The 20,434-nt window shown below is 67.7% G+C and carries 19 protein-coding genes; 10 read left to right on the forward strand and 9 right to left on the reverse strand.

The window, feature by feature from the left end; genetic code table 11:
* Nucleotides 1–5 precede the first annotated feature (5 nt).
* The 4 genes from CV103_RS17840 to CV103_RS17855 all read right to left on the reverse strand — a co-directional run bounded on the left by CV103_RS17840 (nucleotide 6) and on the right by CV103_RS17855 (nucleotide 3,470).
* Entirely contained in the window at nucleotides 6–776 is a 771-nt protein-coding gene (locus CV103_RS17840) for an SDR family NAD(P)-dependent oxidoreductase (protein WP_070934833.1), read from the reverse strand.
* Between the two features lie 22 nt (nucleotides 777–798).
* Entirely contained in the window at nucleotides 799–1,695 is an 897-nt protein-coding gene (locus CV103_RS17845) for a TIGR03619 family F420-dependent LLM class oxidoreductase (RefSeq protein WP_107395708.1), read from the reverse strand.
* Nucleotides 1,696–1,920: 225 nt separating this feature from the next.
* Nucleotides 1,921–2,367, reverse strand: a complete 447-nt coding sequence (locus tag CV103_RS17850; protein ID WP_107395729.1) for a nuclear transport factor 2 family protein — start codon at nucleotides 2,365–2,367, stop codon at nucleotides 1,921–1,923.
* Between the two features lie 104 nt (nucleotides 2,368–2,471).
* On the reverse strand, nucleotides 2,472–3,470 hold the full coding sequence (locus CV103_RS17855; RefSeq protein WP_107395709.1) for an NAD-dependent epimerase/dehydratase family protein: 999 nt from the start codon (nucleotides 3,468–3,470) through the stop codon (nucleotides 2,472–2,474).
* A gap of 153 nt (nucleotides 3,471–3,623) precedes the next feature.
* On the opposite strand from CV103_RS17855, the gene CV103_RS17860 reads away from it, so the two are divergent.
* Nucleotides 3,624–3,797 carry a YegP family protein gene (locus CV103_RS17860; RefSeq protein WP_015458226.1) on the forward strand — a complete coding sequence of 58 codons (174 nt, stop codon included), beginning with the start codon at nucleotides 3,624–3,626 and terminating at the stop codon, nucleotides 3,795–3,797.
* Between the two features lie 3 nt (nucleotides 3,798–3,800).
* Here CV103_RS17860 and CV103_RS17865 read toward each other — a convergent pair whose 3' ends face one another.
* Entirely contained in the window at nucleotides 3,801–4,898 is a 1,098-nt protein-coding gene (locus CV103_RS17865; protein ID WP_107395710.1) for an NAD(P)/FAD-dependent oxidoreductase, read from the reverse strand.
* Complete coding sequence (locus tag CV103_RS17870) at nucleotides 4,895–5,854, reverse strand: alpha/beta fold hydrolase (RefSeq protein WP_107395711.1); 960 nt, start codon at nucleotides 5,852–5,854, stop codon at nucleotides 4,895–4,897. Before CV103_RS17870 ends, CV103_RS17865 begins: the two co-directional genes overlap by 4 nt.
* A gap of 47 nt (nucleotides 5,855–5,901) precedes the next feature.
* Here CV103_RS17870 and CV103_RS17875 point away from each other — a divergent pair, with 47 nt between their 5' ends.
* The 9 genes from CV103_RS17875 (at nucleotide 5,902) to CV103_RS17915 (ending at nucleotide 14,278) form a co-directional block, all read left to right on the forward strand.
* Nucleotides 5,902–6,372 carry an A24 family peptidase gene (locus tag CV103_RS17875; RefSeq protein WP_107395712.1) on the forward strand — a complete coding sequence of 157 codons (471 nt, stop codon included), beginning with the start codon at nucleotides 5,902–5,904 and terminating at the stop codon, nucleotides 6,370–6,372.
* Between the two features lie 37 nt (nucleotides 6,373–6,409).
* Nucleotides 6,410–7,423, forward strand: a complete 1,014-nt coding sequence (gene cpaB, locus CV103_RS17880) for a Flp pilus assembly protein CpaB (protein WP_070934843.1) — start codon at nucleotides 6,410–6,412, stop codon at nucleotides 7,421–7,423.
* A gap of 1 nt (nucleotide 7,424) precedes the next feature.
* A complete protein-coding gene (locus CV103_RS17885) occupies nucleotides 7,425–8,978 on the forward strand; it encodes a type II and III secretion system protein family protein (RefSeq protein ID WP_015458231.1) in 1,554 nt (517 codons plus the stop codon).
* Nucleotides 8,979–9,001: 23 nt separating this feature from the next.
* Nucleotides 9,002–9,631: a CpaD family pilus assembly protein gene (locus CV103_RS17890; RefSeq protein ID WP_107395730.1), complete on the forward strand. Its 630-nt coding sequence runs from the start codon at nucleotides 9,002–9,004 to the stop codon at nucleotides 9,629–9,631.
* Nucleotides 9,631–10,905, forward strand: a complete 1,275-nt coding sequence (locus CV103_RS17895) for a CpaE/TadZ family protein (RefSeq protein WP_070934846.1) — start codon at nucleotides 9,631–9,633, stop codon at nucleotides 10,903–10,905. The genes CV103_RS17890 and CV103_RS17895 overlap by 1 nt, the downstream gene beginning before the upstream one ends.
* A 5-nt stretch (nucleotides 10,906–10,910) precedes the next feature.
* Complete coding sequence (locus CV103_RS17900) at nucleotides 10,911–11,885, forward strand: type II secretion system F family protein (protein ID WP_015458234.1); 975 nt, start codon at nucleotides 10,911–10,913, stop codon at nucleotides 11,883–11,885.
* A gap of 16 nt (nucleotides 11,886–11,901) precedes the next feature.
* The gene (locus CV103_RS17905) at nucleotides 11,902–12,894 is read left to right on the forward strand and encodes a type II secretion system F family protein (protein ID WP_015458235.1); all 993 of its coding nucleotides are present in this window, start codon (nucleotides 11,902–11,904) and stop codon (nucleotides 12,892–12,894) included.
* Between the two features lie 67 nt (nucleotides 12,895–12,961).
* On the forward strand, nucleotides 12,962–13,729 hold the full coding sequence (locus tag CV103_RS17910) for a class I SAM-dependent methyltransferase (RefSeq protein WP_107395713.1): 768 nt from the start codon (nucleotides 12,962–12,964) through the stop codon (nucleotides 13,727–13,729).
* Between the two features lie 57 nt (nucleotides 13,730–13,786).
* The gene (locus CV103_RS17915) at nucleotides 13,787–14,278 is read left to right on the forward strand and encodes a hypothetical protein (protein WP_245896936.1); all 492 of its coding nucleotides are present in this window, start codon (nucleotides 13,787–13,789) and stop codon (nucleotides 14,276–14,278) included.
* A gap of 48 nt (nucleotides 14,279–14,326) precedes the next feature.
* Here CV103_RS17915 and ppdK read toward each other — a convergent pair whose 3' ends face one another.
* The 3 genes from ppdK to CV103_RS17930 form a co-directional block, all read right to left on the reverse strand.
* The gene (gene ppdK, locus CV103_RS17920; protein ID WP_107395714.1) at nucleotides 14,327–16,993 is read right to left on the reverse strand and encodes a pyruvate, phosphate dikinase; all 2,667 of its coding nucleotides are present in this window, start codon (nucleotides 16,991–16,993) and stop codon (nucleotides 14,327–14,329) included.
* An 88-nt stretch (nucleotides 16,994–17,081) separates the two neighbouring features.
* Entirely contained in the window at nucleotides 17,082–19,436 is a 2,355-nt protein-coding gene (glyS, locus tag CV103_RS17925) for a glycine--tRNA ligase subunit beta (RefSeq protein ID WP_107395715.1), read from the reverse strand.
* A 118-nt stretch (nucleotides 19,437–19,554) separates the two neighbouring features.
* Entirely contained in the window at nucleotides 19,555–20,427 is an 873-nt protein-coding gene (locus tag CV103_RS17930) for a glycine--tRNA ligase subunit alpha (RefSeq protein ID WP_015458240.1), read from the reverse strand.
* Nucleotides 20,428–20,434: the final 7 nt, after the last annotated feature.

Here is a 20,434-nt window from a genome sequence, read left to right on the forward strand (position 1 = left end):
TCCGATCAGACCCCGAAGCCGCCCGAGACCGAGATCGTCTGCCCGGTGACGTAGCGGGCGCGGTTCGATGCGAAGAACACCGCCGCCTGGCCGATATCCTCCGGCTGGCCCCAGCGCTTCAGCGCCAGCAGCTTGTGGGTCTCCTTCACCCAGGCTTCGTCGAACACGCCCTGCTTGGTCAATTCGTGGAACATGCCCGCGTCGATCACGCCGACCAGCACCGAATTGGCGCGGATCTCATATTTGCCTTCTTCCTTGGCGATGCCCTTGATCAGGGCCTCGTTGGCCGCCTTGGGCGCCACCGAAAGCCCGTCCATCGCCGGCCACCAATCATGCCCGGCCGAACCGAGATGGACGAAGGAGCCGCCGCCATTCGCGCGGAAATGCTCGATCAGCACCTGCGATGCGGTGAAGAAGCCGAACACCTCGACCTCGATGGCGTTGCGATAATGATCCTGGGTCCATTCGGCGATGTGGATCTGCGGCACCAGCGGCCCGGCGCCCCACACCATCGAATGGACGCGGCCATGTTCCTTGGCGGCGGCGGCCACGGCGGCCTCGACCTGCGCCTTGTCCCGCACGTCGACCTGGTGGATCGACGCCTTCACGCCATGCGCGCGGATCGCCTCCGCCGTCTTTTCCGCCACGTCCTTCTTGGACCGGTAGCAGATCGCGACGTCCGTGCCCGACTTCGCGAATTCCACGGCGACGCCCTGGCCGATGCCGCCGCTGCCGCCGAACACCATCACCGCGCCTTCGGGAAAATCCTTGCTCATCCTTGTTTCTCCTGCGTTCGTTTCAATTCGCCTGGGCGATCACGCGCTCGGCATAGCGGCTGATCGCATCCTTCTTGACCTGCAGCTCGCGGAAGTCGGCGCCGTCGTCGGTGAAGCGTTCGACATCCCACGGCGTCGGCAGCCAGGGCATGGCCGAAAGATGGCCGCCCACCGCGTCCAGCGCCGCCACCGCGTCCGGGGTCAGCGGTTCGGCCAGCGACAGGATCGGGGTGAAGCCTTCGCGTGGCAGGCCCTGCTCGGCGCGAAGCGCAAGCATCCGTTCGACGATGGCGACATTGTCCGCCAGCGTCATCGGCAGGCCGAGCCAGCCGTCGTTGCGCGCGGCGCGGCGCAATGCGGGCGGCGAGGAACCGCCGCACAGCACGGGGATGGGCGATGCCGGCGCGGGCCGCATGAGCACGTCGCTGAACTGGAAGATATCCCCCGCGTGGCTCACGCTTTCGCCGGTCCACAGCTTGCGCATCACCGCGATCAGCTCGTCCAGCCGCTTGCCGCGCGTCTCGAACGGCACGCCGACCGCATCATATTCCTCCTTCAGCCAGCCGGCCGATACGCCGCACAGCACGCGGCCGGGCGCGAAGGCATCCACGGCCGATATGGCGCGCGCGGCGGTGAAGGGATCGCGCAACGCCGCGAGATAGATGTTGGTGGCGAGCTTGATCCGCGATGTGGCCCCGCCGATCACGCCCAGCGTGACCCAGGGATCGGGCCAGGGCGTCTCGATCGGCCAGAACCATTCGCCATTTTCCGAATAGGGATATTTGGTCGCGAACTTCGTCGGCATGACGAGATGGTCCGCAACCGTGACGCCGTGGAAGCCGCAGGCCTCCGCATGCTGGGCGAGCGGCACGAGTTGGTCCACCTCGGCCACGCCCATCAGCACCAGCCAGAACTTCATGGCCGCACTCCGCCCGCATCGCGGGATCGCGTCAGCGGCCTTCCGATCTTTTCCATGCGCCTCTCCCCCGGCATGCGCCTTTGCGCACTTCCGACATCCGAACGATGCGGCTTTTGTCGTCGAGGGTCTAGAGGAGAGGCGGCTTGCGAAAAAGAAGGGACGCCAGTTTGCGAAAAGCGATGGCCCGATCCGTCAATTCGGGCATCCCCGCCAAGCCCCGCGGGATCAGCCGGTGATGCCGTTGCCGGGCTTCACCGCCTTCAGCTCCGTCCAGTCGATCAGCAGCGTGCGCGCCGCGATCTTCCAGCGGCCGTCCTCGCGGCGGAACGCATCCTGATAGCGGATCGCCCACATGTCGTTGGTGGCCGTGCCGTCGGCATTGACGGTGATGTGGTTGGCGTAGCTCTTGGTCTCGCCGGATGCGCTGTCGCCCACGATCGTCACGGCCTGGGACGTGACCTGATGCAGCGTGCGCGCGAACATCTGGCCCAGCATCGCGGGAATGGTGCGGATGCTCGCCAGCCCTTCCATCCGGTTGAACGGGGTGACGATCACCGCATCCTCGGTGAACAGGCCGGCAAAGCCCGCCTCGTCCCCGGCATCGCCGAAGTTAGTGTAGTTTTCGACGAGCGCGCGGATCGCGGCGCGATCCTGTTCCTGCGTATCGGTCATGGCGGGCATCCCTTTTCGTTTCCCGCCATCTTCCGGCCGATGCCCGCCGAGGCAAGCGCCTCGGGCCGCATATGGCCCGATCGCCGCCGAATGAATGGCCCTAATCAGATAGAGTGATAGGCGCGATACCAATCGACGAAGCGCGGCACGCCGACATCGATCGGCGTGGTCGGCGCATAGCCGAGATCGTCGCGGATGGCCGAGATGTCCGCGTAGGTTTCCTTGACGTCACCCGGCTGCATCGGCTGGTAATCGCGGATCGCGGGGCGACCGCATGCCGCCTCGATCACGTCGATCAGGCGGCCCAATTCCTCCGAGCGGTGATTGCCGATATTGTAGAGGCGGTGCGGCGCGCGGCTGCCCCCGGCCTTGGCCTGGCCATCGTCGGGCGGCGGATTGTCCAGCGAAGCGACCACCCCGGTCACGATATCGTCGATATATGTAAAGTCACGCCGCATATCGCCGCCGTTGAACACGCGGATCGGATCGCCCGCCAGAATGGCGCGGGTGAACAGCCACACCGCCATGTCCGGCCGCCCCCACGGCCCGTAAACGGTGAAGAAGCGCAGGCCCGTGAGCGGGATGCGATAGAGATGGGCGTAGGTCTCGCTCATCAGCTCGTCCGCCTTCTTGGTCGCGGCATAGAGCGAGACGGGGTGGTCCACCCGGTCCTCGACCCGGAAGGGCAGGCTTTCGTTCGCGCCATAGACCGAGGAGGAGGAGGCATAGACCATCGGCACGCCGGGCCGCTCGCGCGCCACCTCCAGCATGTTGAGATGGCCGACCAGATTGGACTGCGCATAAGCGCGCGGATTTTCGATCGAATAGCGCACGCCCGCCTGCGCGCCGAGATGGACGATGCCCGATATCGCCGCCCCCGCCAGCGCGCGCGCCAGCGCCTCATGATCGGCGAAGTCGATCTGGGCGAAACGGAAGGCATCGCCGAAGCGGGTTTCGAGATCGGCGATCCGATCTTGCTTCAGCGCTACCGGATAATAATCGTTGAGATTGTCGATGCCGATCACGCGATCGCCGCGCGCCAGCAGCCGGGCCGCCACCTGCTGGCCGATGAAGCCCGCCGCACCCGTGATCAATATCGTCATCGCCGCTCCGTCCCAAAGCTTCGCCCCTTCTAGGGACGGGACGGGCGCGGGCGCAACCAGCCGGTTGGACAGGCGGGATATTCGCGATACTGTGCCCGCGCCGTAACGATCCGGCCGATGGCCTCGGCCATAGACTTCGGGAGGACGAAATCCATGAAGTTCACCGTCTACAAGGACAAGGCCGGCGAATATCGCTGGCGGCTCGTGCATGCCAACGGCAACATCCTGGCGACCGCGAGCGAGGGCTATTCCGCCAAGGCCTCCGCGCTCAAATGCATCGAGAATGTGAAGAATTCGGCCAGCGCCGAAGTGGTCGAGGAATCCTGATCCTCAGCCGAACCGGGCGGGGGAATAACGCTCCGCATCGATAGCGTGCACGGCATCGGGAACGGCGCCGCCGGTGAGCAGCGCCGCACCCAGCCATGCCGCCGCCGGTGCCGTCTGAATGCCGAACCCGCCCTGCCCTGCGAACCAGAAGAAACCGGGTGCGCGATCGTCGAAGCCGTAGACCGGCGCGCGATCGGGCGCGAAGCTGCGCAGGCCCGCCCAGGCATGCTCGCGCGCCAGCACGCGGCCGATGCCCAGCCGCTCGAAGCGATCGATCGCCACCGCAACGTCGATCTCCTCCGGCGCGGCGTCGCAGGGCGCGCTCGGCACCTCGTCATGCGGCGAGAGCCATAGCCGCCCGCCCGCTTCCGGCTTGAAATAGAATCGGCCGAGCGCGTCGATCACCAGCGGCAGATCGGCGGAGGCCGGCGGATCGATCGCGATCTGCACCATGGTGCGCCGGAAGGGCGTGATCGCGATTCGCCGGGCGCCGGCCATCGCCGCCACGTCCGTCGCCCAGGCGCCCGCCGCATTGACGACGATATCGGCCAGCACGGGCCCGGCGCGGGTTTCGATCCGCCAGCCGCCCTGCACCCGATCCATCGCCCGGACGGCGGCATCGGCCAGCAAGATTGTGCCCGCGCGGCGCGTCCGCGCCAGATAATCGGCATGCAGCGCCGCCACGTCGATATCGGCGCAGGTCGGTTCGGCAAGCCCCGCGTCCCAGCCGGGCGCGAGGCCGGGCAGGACGGCCGCGAGCCCGGCGCGATCCACCGGGTCCAGCGCGACGCCGGTGCCCGCGAACGCCGCCGCCATGCGCGCAAGCTCGGCCGCGCCCTCCCCGTCGGCGATATGCAGCGCGCCGCGATCCCGGAGAAAACCGCCGTTCCAGAGGTAGGCGCCCGATGCCGTGGTCAGCGGCTGCACCGCCGGCCCGCCATAGGTTTCCGACCAGAAGGCGGCCGACCGGCCGGTCGCATGATAGCCCGGCCGGCTTTCCGCCTCGATCAGCACCACCCGCCTTCCCCCGCCGCCGACTTCGGCGGCAAGCGACGCGCCCGCCATGCCCGCGCCGATGATGGCGATATCGGCCCGGATCATCGCGCATGCTCCGCGAGGAAAGCGTCGATCATCCCCAAGGCGGCCCGGCGGATATCGTCCCGCTCGCGCAGCAGCTCATGCGCGGCCGCCGGGAACCAGCGCAGCTCGGCATCCGGCATGCGGGCGGCGGCCCTGGCGATCGCGCGCGCATCGACCAGCCGGTCCGTGGGCGTCGCCAGGATCAGCGTCGGCGTCGCCACGCCTTCCAGCGTGCCGGGCGCGGCCAGCGCCGCCATCGATTCGGCCCCGGCGCGCAGCCACCCCCAGCTCGGCGCGCCCAGCGCAAGCTCGGGATGCCGATCCCGCCACCAGAGTTCATCCGCATATTGCGCAAGATCATGGGTAAGGTTGCGCTGCCGGTGGGAGGGGCCGTCGCCGTCACCCAGCCTTTCCGTCCATGCCGCACGTCCGGCAAGGCCCAGCCGGCAGGCCGCGCCCGCGATCCAGCGGACGGCCCAGCCCGGCAGCGGCCCGGCGGCATAGCCCAGCATCGGCGCCAGCAGCACGGCGGCATCGATCTGCGGATGCCGTTCCGCCAGCAGCCTGAGGAGGAGATGCCCGCCCATCGAATGGCCGACCAGCACATGCGGGCCGGGCGTGCCGGCAAGCCATGCCGCCACGAATCCGTCCAGATCCTCCACCCAGCGATCGAAGCTTTCGGCATGGCCGACGGCCGGATCGGCAAGGAATCGCCCCGATCCGCCCTGGCCGCGCCAGTCGAAGCCGGTGACGGCCCAGCCGCGATCGTGCCAGTGGCCGATCGCCTGCAGATATTTCTCGATGAAGTCGCCCCGGCCGGACTGGAACAGCAGGCTGCCGCGCGCGGCCCCGCCGGCGGGCGCCGGCCAGTCGAAGCAGCGCAGCGCCCAGCCGTCCGATGCCCGCCAGGAATCGATCCTCATCCCCACGGGCAGGCTCCGCCGGCCGCCGCTGTCGATATTCCGGGGCGCATCCATCGGCGCTGGTTACGGTTTGGCAAGGGTCCGCGTCTAGCCTCTTGGCCATGGGGGTAACGGGAATCATCATCCTTGGCGCGCTGGCAGCAGGGCTGCTCTACGCCGCGTGGGGCGACATCGCCGCGCGCACCATCCCCAATTGGCTGAATGCCGCGATCGCCATCGGCGCGCCGGCCTGGTGGCTGGCCCAGGGCCTGCCGTTCTGGCCGGGCATGGCAATCCAGCTGGGGCTCGCCCTGCTGGTCTTCATCGTCTTCGCGGGCTGCTTCGCGCTCAACATGATGGGCGGGGGCGACGTGAAGCTGCTGGGGGCGCTGGCGCTGTGGCTGCCGCCGCTGCCGCTGGTGCGCATGCTGGTGGCGATGGCGCTGATCGGCGGGGTGCTGACGATCGCGATGGTCGTCCTCCACCGCGCCCGCCGCGCGGAAGGCCAGCCGGAAATCCCTTATGGCGTCGCGATCTCCCTCGCGGCGCTGTGGGTGATGGCCAACGATATCTTAACCACCCCCGTTGCATGACGGGGCACCGTAAAGGGCCGAAGGGATCACGGGCGTCATGGATGTGAAGAAGCTTGCACTGCTGATCGGTGCGCTCCTCCTGGCAGGTGTTTCGGCCTTCGCGGCCAAGACCATGTTCACCGGCGCCGCCGCGCCGCAAGCCGCTGCGGCCATCGCTCCGCAGCCGACCGGCCCGGAAGTGCTGGTCGCCACCCGCGCGCTGCCGGTGGGCACGATCATCGAACCGGACAGCTTCCGCTACCAGCCCTGGCCGAAGGACCTGGTGGAGAAAGCCTATTTCATCAAGGGGCAGAGCGATCTCGCCTCGCTGACCGGAACGGTGGTGCGGGTGCCGATCACGGCCGGCGCGCCGATCACCCAGGGATCGCTGGTCAAGCCCGGCGATCGCGGCTTCCTGGCCGCCGCGCTGGGGCCGGGCATGCGCGCCGTGACCGTCTCGGTCTCCGCCTCCTCCGGCGTCGCCGGCTTCGTCTTCCCCGGCGACCGCGTCGATCTGGTGCTGACCCAGGACGTGACGGGCGGGGGCGACGGGCCGCCGCTCAAGGCGTCCGAAACGATCATCCGCAATCTGCGGGTGCTGGCGACCGACCAGCGCACCGACAATCAGGTGGGCGATGACGGCAAGACGGTGGTCGTCACTTTCTCCACCGTCACGCTCGAGGCGACGCCCAAGATCGCCGAGAAGATCGCCGTCGCGCAGACGATCGGCCAGCTCTCGCTGTCGCTCCGCTCGATCGCGGACAACACCTCCGAACTGGAGCGCGCCATCGCCGCGGGCGAGGTGAGCGTGCCCGAAAATGCCGATCCGAAGGCGGAAAAGCAGATGCTGCTCGCCATCGCCAACCGGCCGATCGATACCGACACCACCGTCACCGTCGGCGCAGACGTGTCGCGCTTCCAGCGCCGCACCGTGCCCGCCAAGGCCGATTCCGGCCAGCAGTCCGGCGGCCAGCCTTCCGCCGGCGGCAATTATGCGCCGCGCGTCGCGGGGCCGGTCGTGCGCGTCGCACGCGGCAACACCGTCACCGAAGTTCCCGTGGGGGGGAAATAAGATGCTAATTTCGAAGAGCAGCCACCACGCGGTGGGGCTGGCGCTGGCCGCCATGCTGGCCGCAGGGCTGGCGCTGGCCGACGCGACGCCGCTGGCGGCCGCGCCGTCCGCCACCGCGCCCACCGATCGGATCACGCTTTCGGTCGGCACCGGGCAGATGGTGAAGCTCGCCGGTCCGATGACCGACCTGTTCGTCGCCAATGACTCCATCGCCGACGTGCAGGTGCGCTCGCCCACCCAGCTCTACATCTTCGGCAAGGGCGCGGGCGAAACCACGGTCTACGCCACCAACAAGGCGGGCCAGGTGGTCTATTCCACCAATGTCCGCGTCGGCGCGAACTTCTCCAACGTCGGCCAGATGCTGAAGGTGGCGATGCCCGACGCGCAGATCGCCGCCATGCCGATGAACGGGATGGTGCTGCTGACCGGCACAGTCGCCACGCCGGGCGATGTCGAGGAGGCGCAACAGCTCGTCCAGGCCTTCGTCGGCAAGGACACGCAGGTCTTCAGCCGGCTGAAGACGGCCACGCCGATGCAGGTGAACCTGCAGGTCCGCATCGCCGAGGTGAATCGCGAATTCGCGAAGAGCGTGGGCATGAACCTGCTGAGCCGCGACAGCTCCGGCGGGTTCCTGTTCGGCATCGGCCAGGGCAAGCCGGGGACGATCACGACCATCACCAAGCCGGACGATCCTTCCGGGCTTCCGATCGGCAGCACATCTTACACCTTCAATTACAAGGACACGGGCACCACGCTCGGCTTCGCCGGCCACCTGCTGGGCCTGGACCTGCTGGGCACGCTGGATCTTGCGGAAAATGACGGTTTCGTCACCACGCTCGCCAATCCCAACCTGACGGCGCTTTCGGGCGAGACGGCAAGCTTCCTGGCGGGCGGCGAGGTGCCGATCCCGATCAGCCAGGCGCTGGGCACCGTATCGGTGGAATATAAGCAATATGGCGTGAGCCTGGCCTTCACGCCCACCGTGCTGTCCGACGGGCGCATATCGTTGCGCGTGCGGCCGGAAGTGTCGCAGCTTTCGGCGGCGGGTTCGGTGATGCTCAACAATTTCAGCATTCCGGGCTTCACCACCCGGCGGGCGGAAACCACGGTCGAGCTCGGCTCCGGCCAGGCCTTCATGATCGGCGGCCTGCTGTCCAACACCAGCAACAATTCCATCGACAAGGCGCCCTTCCTGGGTGACCTGCCGATCCTGGGCGCGCTGTTCCGTTCCAACTCGTTCAAACGCAACGAGACCGAGCTGGTAATCATCGTCACCCCCTATCTGGTGCGCCCGACCTCCGCCAGCGAGGCGCGGTTGCCGACCGACGGCCACAAGGCGCCCACCGATGCCGAACGGCTGCTCGGCTCCCAGACCTTCATGGGCAAGAGCGGCGAGCCGCGGCCGGGGCCGGTGCAGACGCCGCCCGTCACCGTGGCGCCCGGCGTCGGCGGCAACCCCGCCGCCCCGGCCGTCTCCGTCCGCCCCGGCGCTTCGGCAACGGGCTCCTCCCGCAAGAGCGCCGCGGCCCCCGCGCCCGGCTTCTCGTTCAATTGAGGCCCGCGATGGAAGGCAGAACCATGCGTCACATCCTTGCCACCGGCCTGCTCTCGCTGGCGATCGCCGGCTGCGGACCGGTCAATCGCGGCGTCGAATCGGTGAACCAGCCGGTCGTGAGCCGCGCCGATTATGTGTTCGACGTGAACGCCGATGGGCTGGCGTCGCCCGATAGCGCCGAAGGGCGCCAGCTGGACGCCTGGTTCGCCGCGCTCCGGCTGGGCTATGGCGACAGCATCGCGCTCGACGACCCGGCCCCTTATGGGCATGAGGGCGCCCGCGCGACGATCGCCGCCATCCTCGCGGATCATGGCATGCTGCTGGGCAATGCCGCGCCGGTGATGCCGGGATCGCCCGTCGCCGGCTCCATCCGCGTCGTCGTCAGCCGGTCCCGCGCCGAGGTGCAGGGCTGCCCGAACTGGAGCCGCCCCTCCCAGCCGGAATTCGCCGCGTCCACCATGTCCAACTATGGCTGCGCGGTGAACGCCAACCTCGCGGCCATGGTCGCCAATCCGGAGGATCTGGTGCGCGGCCAGGAAGCGTTCGGTTCCGATGCCCGCAGCGTCACCAAGGCGATCCAGTCCTACCGCCAGAAGGCCCCGACGGGAGCCGAAGGTCTCAAGTCCGAATCGACGACGAAAGGCAGCAAATAATGAACGCGCCCTTCCACGCCCGCGGCAGCGCGCTACGCGATCCCTTCTCCGCCTTCGTCTGCGACGAGGCCACGGCCGAGCTGCTGCGCCTCGTCGTCGCCGAAATGGGCTGGGCGCCCGAAAAGGTGAACAAGGGCGGGCTGCGCAATGCCGTCCAGTCGCTCTCCGTATCGGCCAGCCCCGGCATCCTCTTCGTCGACATGACGGAATCGGGCGATCCGCTGAACGACATCAATTCGCTGGCCGAGGTGTGCGAACCCGGCACGGTGGTGATCGCCGCCGGCCAGGTGAACGATGTCCGCCTCTATCGCGATCTCGTCGCCTCCGGCATCCAGGATTATCTGCTGAAGCCGTTCAATCCGGACCAGCTGCGCGATGCCTTCGCGCAGGCGCAGATGACGCTGGCCGGCCCGCGCGGCGGCGAGCAGGTGGTCGATCGCCCGCATCTTTCGGCCGCCGTGATCGGCGTGCGCGGCGGCGTCGGCGCCTCCACCCTCGCCTCCTCGATCGCCTGGCTGTTCGGCGAACGCTCCGGCCGCACCACCGCGCTCCTCGATCTCGACGTCCATTTCGGCACCGGCGCGCTCGCGCTCGATCTGGAACCGGGCCGCGGCCTTACTGACGCCATCGAAAATCCCAGCCGCATCGACGGCCTGTTCATCGAACGCGCGATGGTGAAGGCCAATGACAAACTGGCCGTGCTGTCGGCCGAAGCGCCGATCACCCAGCCGCTGCTGTCCGACGGATCGGCCTTCCACCAGTTGCAGGAGGAATTGCGCGCCGCCTTCGAATGCACCGTGGTCGATCTGCCGCGCGCCATGCTGATCCAGCATCCGCACCTGATCCACGATCTGCAGGCGGTGCTGGTGGTGACGGAATTCACCCTCGCCGCGACGCGGGATACGATCCGCATCCTCGCCTGGCTGAAGTCCAACGCCCCGCAGGCGCGGGTCATCCTCGTCGCCAATCGGGTGCCCACGGTCGGCGTGCCGGAAATCGCGCGCAAGGATTTCGAAAGCTCGATCGAGCGCGCCGTGGATTTCGTGCTGCCTTACGACCAGAAGACGGCCGCGCAGGCCGCCAAGCTGGGCAAGCCTCTCGCCGAGGTCGGCAAGACCGCCAAGATCGGCCCGATGGTGAACGAGATCGCCACGCGCCTGATCGCGGTGGTCGACGGCAAGGAAGCCGCCGACCAGCCATCCGGCAAGTCGCTGCTCGGCAAGCTGGGCGACATCAAGTCGCTGCTGCCCGCCAAGAAGCAGAAGCAGGGCTGAGCCCGATGGCGCTGGCGCCGATCCTGATCTTCGCGGCCGGCATCGCCGGCGTGCTGCTGCTGCTCTTCGCGGCCTTTTCCGGCCCGTCGACGGCCAAGGCGCAGACCCGCCGGCTGGCCGAGATCCGCGATCGCCACAACAAGAGCGGCGCCGGCGCGGTCGAAGCCCAGATGCGGCGCATCATCGCCCAGCGCGAAACCAGGCTGGACCTGGCCTTCAGCCGCTTCATCCCCAATCCGGCCCAGCTCCAGAAGCGGCTGGACATGACCGGCAAGGCGTGGACCGTCGGCAAATATGCGCTGACCTCGCTCGCCATCGCCTGCGTGGTCGCGCTGCTGATCCTCACGCGCGGCGCGCCGATCCTGCTCGCCATCTTCGTCGGGCTGGTGGTGGGCCTGGGCGTGCCGCACATGCTGGTGGGAATGCAGATCAACAAGCGCGTCGCCGCCTTCAACGCCAAGTTCCCCGACGCGATCGAGCTTCTGGTGCGCGGCCTGCGCTCGGGCCTGCCCATCTCCGAGACGCTGGGCGTGGTCGCCAGCGAGGTGCCGGGGCCGGTGGGCATCGAATTCCGTTCGGTCTCCGACAAGATGAAGATCGGCCGGACGATGGACGCCGCCCTCCAGGAAACCGCCGACCGGCTGGGCACGCCCGAATTCCAGTTCTTCACCATCACGCTGCAGATCCAGCGCGAAACGGGCGGCAACCTTGCCGAAACGCTCGCCAACCTGGCGGATGTGCTGCGCAAGCGGGCCCAGATGAAGCTGAAGATCAAGGCGATGTCGTCGGAATCCAAGGCATCGGCCTATATCATCGGCGCGCTGCCCTTCATCGTCTTTGCCCTGATCTGCTACATAAATTACGATTATATGGGCAAATTCTTCGTCGACGAGCGGCTGATGATCGCGGGCGGCGGCGGCCTTATCTGGATGAGCATCGGCGCCTTCATCATGCGCCAGATGATCAATTTCGAAATCTGATCGGGGAAGCGGGGACATGGAAGCGCAAGGCCCGACGCTGATGGGGGTGGATGTCTACATGGTGGCGACCCTGCTCGCCGCCGTGGCCACCTTCGCGCTGCTCGTCGCCATCTATGCCGCCACCACGGTGCGCGATCCGATGGCCAAGCGCGTCAAGGCGCTGAACGAGCGGCGGGAGCAGCTGAAGGCCGGCATCACCGCTTCCACCGGCAAGCGCCGGGTGAAGCTGAACGCCACCAACGAAACCGCCGATCGCATGCGCAGCTTCCTCAATTCGATGAAGGTGCTGCAGGACGAGCAGCTCAAGCAGGCGCAGATCAAGCTGATGCAGGCCGGCATCCGATCCAAGGATGCGGCGATCGCGGTGATCTTCGGCCGGCTGGTGCTGCCGGTGGTGATCGGCGGCGGCGTGTTCCTGGCGATCTACGTCTTCGGCTGGCTGGGCGATTGGAGCCCGTTCAAGAAATCGCTGATGGCGGCGGGATCGCTGCTGCTCAGCTACAAGGCGCCCGATCTCTACGTCCAGAACAAGATTTCCAAGCGCACGGCCGCGATCCGCAAGGGCCTGCCCGACGCGCTCGACCTGCTGGTGATCTGCGCCGAGGCCGGCCTTACAGTGGACGCCGCCTTCCACCGCGTCGCCAAGGAGCTGGGCAAGGCCTATCCCGAGCTGGGCGACGAATTCGCGCTCACCGCGATCGAGCTCGGCTTCCTCACCGAACGGCGCGCCGCCTTCGAGAATCTCGCGATGCGCGTCGATCTGGATTCGATCCGCGGCGTCGTCACCACCATGATCCAGACGGAGAAATACGGCACGCCGCTGGCCTCCGCGCTCCGCGTGCTTTCCGCCGAATTCCGCAACGAACGGATGATGCGCGCCGAGGAAAAGGCCGCCCGCCTACCCGCGATCATGACGGTGCCGCTGATCTGCTTCATCCTGCCGGTGCTGTTCGTCGTCATCCTCGGCCCGGCGGCCTGCTCGATCTCGGACAACCTCATCAACCGCTGATATGGGGAACCCGGCGGCGGGGCCGTGCGCTCTGCCGCCGGGAACCAGACCAGGCGGAGCGCATCCCGTGCCATCGATCCATGACGCCGCCGCCCGTGGCTATTCGGCGCGGGCGGAAACCTATCGGAGCGGCCGGCCCGATTATCCCGCGGAGGTCGCCGGCTGGCTCCGCGACGTGATCGGCCTCGCGCCCGGCCGTGTCGTCGTCGATCTGGGCGCGGGCACGGGCAAGTTCCTGCCATGGCTGCGCGGGACCGGGGCGCGGACCATCGCGGTCGAGCCCGTGGCGGCGATGCGGGACAAGCTGGCCACCGACAATCCCGACGTCGAATGCCTCGCCGGCACCGCCGAGGCCATTCCCCTGCCGCCGGCGTCGGCCGACGCGGTGATCTGCGCGCAATCCTTCCACTGGTTCGCCAATGCCGCCGCCCTGGCCGAGATACGCCGCGTGCTGGCGCCCGGCGGCATGCTGGGGCTGATCTGGAACGTGCGCGACGAAAGCGTGGACTGGGTGGCGCGGCTGAGCGCGATCACCGATGCCCATCAGGGCGATGCCCCCCGCTACAAGTCGGGCGCGTGGCGCAACCTTTTCCCGGCCGAGGGATTCGCCGCCGTCGGCGAGGCGCATTTCCGCCACGCGCATATCGGCCCCGCCGATCAGGTGGTGCTGGACCGCACGCTTTCTACCAGCTTCATCGCCGCCTTGCCGCCCGCCGGGCAGGAGGCGGTGGCCGCTCGGGTCCGCGCGCTGATCGCCTCGACACCGGCCCTGGCGGGAGAAGAAACCGCCTTCCCCTATGAGACCGCCGCCTTCGCCTTCCGCAAGACGGACTGACCGCGACGGAACGTCGGACGGCGGCAGCCGTTGGCCTCCACACGATCAGGAGAGGCGATGACGATGCTCAGCTTTTCGCCAAATCAATGGGCGGTGCTCGCGCTGGTGCTGGTGCTCGGCTGGCTGCTGGGGCTGCTGTCGCGATCCGGCGGCGCGAAATGGCGCCATCTCTACGAACAGGAACGCAGCGATCACCAGGCGACGATCGCCGATCGCGATGCCCGGATCGCGGCGGCCAACGCCCTGATCGCCGAGCTGGAACGGACGGCGCCCGCCATCGGCGCGGGCACGGCCGGCGCCATCGCGGCCGCCGCGCGCGGCGGCGTGGACGACCTCACCCGCATCCACGGCATCGACCGCAACGAGGAAGTTCGCCTGAACGAGGAAGGCTATGCCCGCTTCCGGGACATCGCGCGGATGAGCGATGGCGACGAAGCCGCGCTCGAAGGCCGGATGGGTTATGAGCCCGGCCGCATCGCCCGCGAAAACTGGCGCGGGCAGGCCGCCGCCCTCGCGGAGGGCCGGGCGCCGGAATATCGCCAGGCCTGAGGACCGCCCCTCCCCGCCCGCCGATCGGACGGAGAGGGGCGGCGCATCTCAGCCCTTCTTCTTCAGCGCCGCTTGCGCGGCGGCAAGCCTTGCGATCGGCACGCGATAGGGCGAGGCCGACACGTAATCGAGGCCGGTTTCCTCGCAGAAGGCGATCGACGCGGGATCGCCGCCATGCTCGCCGCAGATGCCCAGCTTGATGCCGGGCCGCGTCTTGCGGCCGCGCTCCGCCGCCAGCTCGATCAGCTCGCCCACGCCTTCGACATCCAGGCTCACGAACGGATCGCGGGCATAGATGCCCTTGTCGACATAGGTGGTGAGGAAGCGGCCGGCGTCGTCGCGGCTGACGCCCAGCGTCGTCTGCGTCAGATCGTTGGTGCCGAAGGAGAAGAATTCGGCGACCTCGGCGATCTCGCCGGCCTTGAGCGCGGCGCGCGGCAGCTCGATCATCGTGCCGACCAGATAGTCGATGGTCCGGCCCTTCTCGGCGAACACCGCCTTGGCGGTGCTGTCGATCACGTCCTTCATAAGCTCCAGCTCGCGCTTCGTGGCGACGAGCGGGACCATCACCTCCGGGATCGGCGCCGCGCCGCTCTTCTCCGCGACGGCGACGGCCGCCTCGAAGATGGCGCGGGCCTGCATCTCGTAGATTTCGGGGTAGGTGACGCCGAGGCGGCAGCCGCGATGGCCGAGCATCGGGTTGAATTCATGCAGCTCCGCCGCGCGCCGCTTGAGCGCCTCGACGCCGACGCCGGCCGCCTCGGCCACCTCGCTGAACTCCTCCTCCGCATGGGGCAGGAATTCGTGCAGCGGCGGATCGAGCAGGCGGATCGTCACCGGCAGGCCGGCCATGATCTCGAAGATCTGGACGAAGTCGCCGCGCTGTTCGGGCAGCAGCTTCTCCAGCGCGACGCGGCGGCCCTTCTCGTCCTCGGCCAGGATCATCTGGCGCACCGCGGTGATGCGCGCGGCATCGAAGAACATATGCTCGGTGCGGCACAGGCCCACGCCTTCCGCGCCGAAGGTGCGCGCGGTCTTGCAGTCCAGCGGCGTTTCCGCATTGGCGCGGACCTTGAGGCGGCGCACCTTGTCCGCCCAGCCCATCAGCACGCCGAAATCGCCGGCCAGTTCCGGCTCCACGGTCGCGACCTTGCCCACCATCACCTCGCCGGTCGATCCGTCGATGGTGATGACGTCGCCTTCCTTCACCTCGCGCCCGCCGACGCGGAACAGCCGCGCCTTGGCGTCGATGGCGAGGCTGCCCACGCCCGACACGCAGGGGCGGCCCATGCCGCGCGCCACCACGGCGGCGTGGCTCGTCATGCCGCCGCGCGCCGTCAGGATGCCCTTGGCGGCGTGCATGCCGTGGATATCCTCCGGCGAGGTTTCGACGCGGACGAGGATCACCGCATCGCCCAGCTCGGCGCGATGCTCGGCGGTGTCGCTGTCGAACACGGCGATGCCGGATGCCGCACCCGGCGAGGCGGGCAGGCCCTTGGCGATCACGTCGCGCGGGGCGTTGGGATCGAGCGTGGGGTGGAGAAGCTGGTCGAGCGCGGCCGGATCGACGCGGGCGACGGCCTCCTCCTCGCTGATCAGCCCTTCATTGGCCATGTCCACCGCGATCTTCAGCGCGGCCTTGGCGGTGCGCTTGCCGTTGCGGGTCTGGAGCATCCAGAGGTGCCCGCGCTCCACGGTGAACTCGATATCCTGCATGTCGCGATAATGCGTTTCCAGCAGGTCGAACACCTTGGCGAGCTGGCCGTAGACCTCCGGCATCGCCTCTTCCATCGACAGCGGCTTGGCGCCGGCGGCCTCGCGCGCGGCCCTGGTCAGATATTGCGGGGTGCGGATGCCCGCCACCACGTCCTCGCCCTGCGCGTTGATCAGGAATTCGCCATAATAAGCCCGGTCGCCCTTGGAAGGATCGCGGGTGAAGGCGACGCCGGTGGCCGATGTGTCGCCCATATTGCCGAACACCATCGCCTGCACGTTGACGGCGGTGCCCCAGTCGGCCGGGATGTCGTTCAGCCGGCGATAGACCTTGGCGCGTTCCGACTGCCACGATCCGAACACCGCGCCCACCGCGCCCCAGAGCTGCTCATGCACGTCCTGCGGGAAGGGCTTGCCCCACTGCTCCTCGACGATCGCCTTGTAGCGCTTGACCAGCGCCTGCCAGTCGGCGGCCGAAAGCTCGGTATCGAGGCTGTAGCCCTTGTCCTCCTTGGCGATCTCCAGCGCTTCCTCGAACGCGCCGTGATCCAGCTCCAGCACCACGTCCGAATACATCTGGATGAAGCGGCGATAGCTGTCCCAGGCGAAGCGATCGTCGCCGGAAATCGCGGCCAGCCCGGCCACCGTCTCGTCATTGAGGCCGAGGTTGAGCACCGTGTCCATCATCCCCGGCATGGAAGCCCGCGCGCCCGAGCGGACCGACACCAGCAGCGGATCGGCGGCGACGCCGAACTTCTTGCCCGTCACCGCCTCGATATGGGCGATGCCGTTCGCGACTTCGGCCCTCAGGCTTTCGGGGAAGGACTGGCCCTCCTCATAATAACGCGTGCACATCTCCGTCGAGATGGTGAAGCCCGGGGGCACCGGCAGGCCGATCGAGGCCATTTCCGCCAGGTTCGCGCCCTTGCCGCCCAGGAGGTTGCGATCCCCCTTGCCGCCATCCGAAACACCGCCGCCGAAACGGTAGACGTATTGCGTCATCAACTCTCACCCTCGTTGAGCCGCCGCCGAAGTTGAGGAAGTTGAGGATTGCGATTGCGCTTCCTCAACCTCCCCCGGCGGAGGCGCTTCAGCCCTCGATCCTCGAGAAATCAGCCACTTCATGCACCGCCGCGCGGATGCGTGAGAGCAGCCCCAACCGTGCCGTCCGTTTGGCGGGGTCGGCATCGTTCACCGTCACCTTGTCAAAGAAGGCGTCGATCGGCCCGCGCAGGCCGGCCAGCGCCTGCATCGCGCCCTCGAAATCCTCGGCCGCGATCGCGGCCGCCGCCTTAGGCTCGGCCACGTCGAGCGCGGCGACCAGATCAGCCTCTTCCTTTTCGGGCGTGTAGGACAGCCCCTTCCCATCCGTCATGCCAGCGAAGGCTGGCATCTCGTGCGGCCGAACGCCCGCGCCTTCGCCCGAGGCCCCAGCCTTCGCTGAGGTGACGGGCAGGGATTCAACCCCCTCCTTCTTCAGGATGTTGGCCGCGCGCTTGTAGCCGGCCAGCAGGTTGCGCCCATCCTCGGTGGAAACGAACGCTTGCAGCGCCTTCACCCGGGCGAGCAGGCGGACGAGATCATCCTCCCCGCCGAGCGCGAATACCGCGTCGATCAGGTCATGCCGAACGCCGGCCTCACGCTGCTGAACCTTGAGGCGGTCAGCGAAGAATGCACGCAATTCACCGAGAACTTCATCCGGGAGGATGTCAAAGCGAATGAGCTCTCGCTGAGTTCGCTCAGTTTTTTCATCGGACAGAAGGGTGCTGCTTTCCTTCCAACGATGGGTGATGCGGGCACCCTTATCAATGGCGCGCCACACCGTAAGCTCGGCTCCGCTTTTGTCGCTGATACCATAGACTTCGCTAGGATTCCCTGTTTTGGTTATCCAAGCGGCCAGACCGCCAGCGAGCATCGATTTAACTGGCAAGCGTATGTCGCTGGTTTGAAGCGTACGAATAACACCCAGACCAGCACGTCGAATCGCAAAGGGGTCTTTAGAGCCCGTAGGCTTTTCACCCAAAAACCAGAACGCAAGTGCTGTATCCAGCTTGTCTGCAAGGCTGACGGCCACCGTCACCGGCGCGGTGGGCACTTCGTCGCCCTGCCCGACCGGCTTGTAATGGTCGCGGATCGCATCGGCCACCGCATCGGGCAGCCCCTCGGCGCGGGCGTAATAGCCGCCCATGATGCCCTGAAGCTCGGGAAACTCGCCGACCATGCCGGTGACGAGATCGGCCTTGGCGAGGCGCGCGGCCTGTTCGGCGAGGTCGGCCAGCGCCTCTTTCGTCATGCCAGCGGAGGCTGGCATGACGACACCGGATTCCACCAGCCAGCGCGCCAGCTTCGCCACGCGATCGACCTTGTCGGCGACGGTACCGAGCTTTTCGTGGAAGACGATCTGGTCGAGCTTCTTCGCATTTTCGGCGAGCGGGACCTTGAGGTCCTGTTCCCAGAAGAAGCGGGCGTCGGAAAGCCGCGCGGCAAGCACCTTGCCGTTGCCGGCGGTGATCGCGGCGCCGCCATCCTTCGCATCGATATTGGCGACGCAGATGAAGGCGGCGGCGAGCCGGCCGGCCTGATCGTTCAGCACGAAATATTTCTGGTTGGTGCGCAGCGTGAGCTGGATCACCTCGCGCGGGACTTCCAGGAAGGCCGCGTCGAACCGGCCGAGCAGCGGCACCGGCCATTCGGTGAGGCCGGCATTTTCCGCCACGAGCCCTTCGTCCGGCACCACGGCGAGGCCGGCCTCCGCCGCCAGCGCGGCGGCACGATCGCGGATGATCGCCTGCCGTTCCTTCGGGTCCAGGATGACATGGGCGGCGCGCAGCTTGGCGGCATAATCGCCGGCATTGCCGATCGTGATCTCGCCCGGATGGTGGAAGCGGTGGCCGAGCGTCGCGGCGCCCGAACGGATGCCATCGACCGCGCAATCCACCACATCGTTGCCGAACAGGGCGACGATGCCCTGCAGCGGCCGCACCCAGCGCAGCGATGCGCTGCTGGCCGATGCCGCGCCCCAGCGCATCGACTTGGGCCAGGGGAAGGCGGCGACGATCGCGGGGATCGCCTCGGCCAGAACCTCGGCGGTCGCGCGGCCGGGCTTGTCGATCACCGCGAACAGCACGGCATTGCCCTTGGGATCGGTGCGCTCGACCAGCTGGTCGCGGGTGAGGCCGGTCTTCTTGAGGAAGCCTTCCAGCGCCTGCGCCGGCGCATCGGCGCGGGGGCCCTTCAGCTCCTCGCTCACCGCCGCCGTTTCCACGGGCAGGCCGCGCGCGATCAGCGCGAGCCGGCGCGGCGCGGCATAGGTTTCGATCCCATCGGCCTTGAGGCCGGCCCTGGCGATCTCGCCCTCGAACAGGCGGGCGAGATCGGCGCAGGCCTTTTCCTGCATCCGCGCGGGGATTTCCTCGGAACGAAGCTCAAGCAGGAAATCCATCATGCCCGAACTCCCTTTTCCGCCACCCCGGCGAAGGCCGGGGCCTCGTGCGGCCCGCGCTCCGAGAGGCGGAGGGAAATGCCAGCCGGCGCTGGCATGGCGCGATTGTGGAAAGCCATCCTCACGCCTCCCACCCGTTGTGGCGCATCCACGCCTCGCAGCAGCCCTTCGCCAGATCGCGCACCCGGCCGATATAGGCCTGCCGCTCCGCGACCGAGATCACGCCCCGCGCCTGCAGCGTGTTGAAGATGTGGCTGGCCTTGATCGCCTGGTCGTAGGCCGGCAGCGGCAGCGGCTTTTCCCGGTCCAGCAGCGCGCGGCATTCGTCCGCCGCCTGGGTGAACTGGCGAAACAGCACCTCGGTGTTCGCCGCCTCGAAATTATAGGCGGAGAATTGCCGTTCATTCTCCAGGAACACGTCGCCATAGGTGACGCCGTCGTCGTTGAAGGCGAGGTCATAGACCCGGTCGACGCCCTGGATATACATGGCCAGCCGCTCGAGCCCGTAGGTCAGCTCCCCCGCCACCGGCTTGCAGTCGAACCCGCCGACCTGCTGGAAATAGGTGAACTGCGTCACTTCCATGCCGTCGCACCAGACTTCCCAGCCCAGCCCCCAGGCGCCGAGCGTCGGGCTTTCCCAGTCATCCTCGACGAAGCGGATGTCGTGCAGCAGGGGATCGATGCCGATCGCCGCCAGCGATCCCAGATACAGCTCCTGCAGGTTGGGCGGGCTGGGCTTCAGGATCACCTGATACTGGTAATAATGACCCAGCCGATTGGGGTTTTCGCCATAGCGGCCGTCGGTGGGCCGGCGGGAGGGCTGCACATAGGCCGCCTTCCACGGATTGGGGCCGAGCGCGCGCAATGTTGTTGCGGGATGGAAGGTGCCGGCGCCCATTTCGACATCGTAGGGCTGGAGAATCACGCAGCCCTGCTTGCTCCAATAATCATGGAGCGTCAGAATAAGCCCTTGAAAGGAAAGTTTTTCCGGCATTGATCCC

The sequence above is a fragment of the Edaphosphingomonas fennica genome, from assembly GCF_003034225.1.
Lineage (GTDB): Bacteria > Pseudomonadota > Alphaproteobacteria > Sphingomonadales > Sphingomonadaceae > Sphingomonas_E > Sphingomonas_E fennica.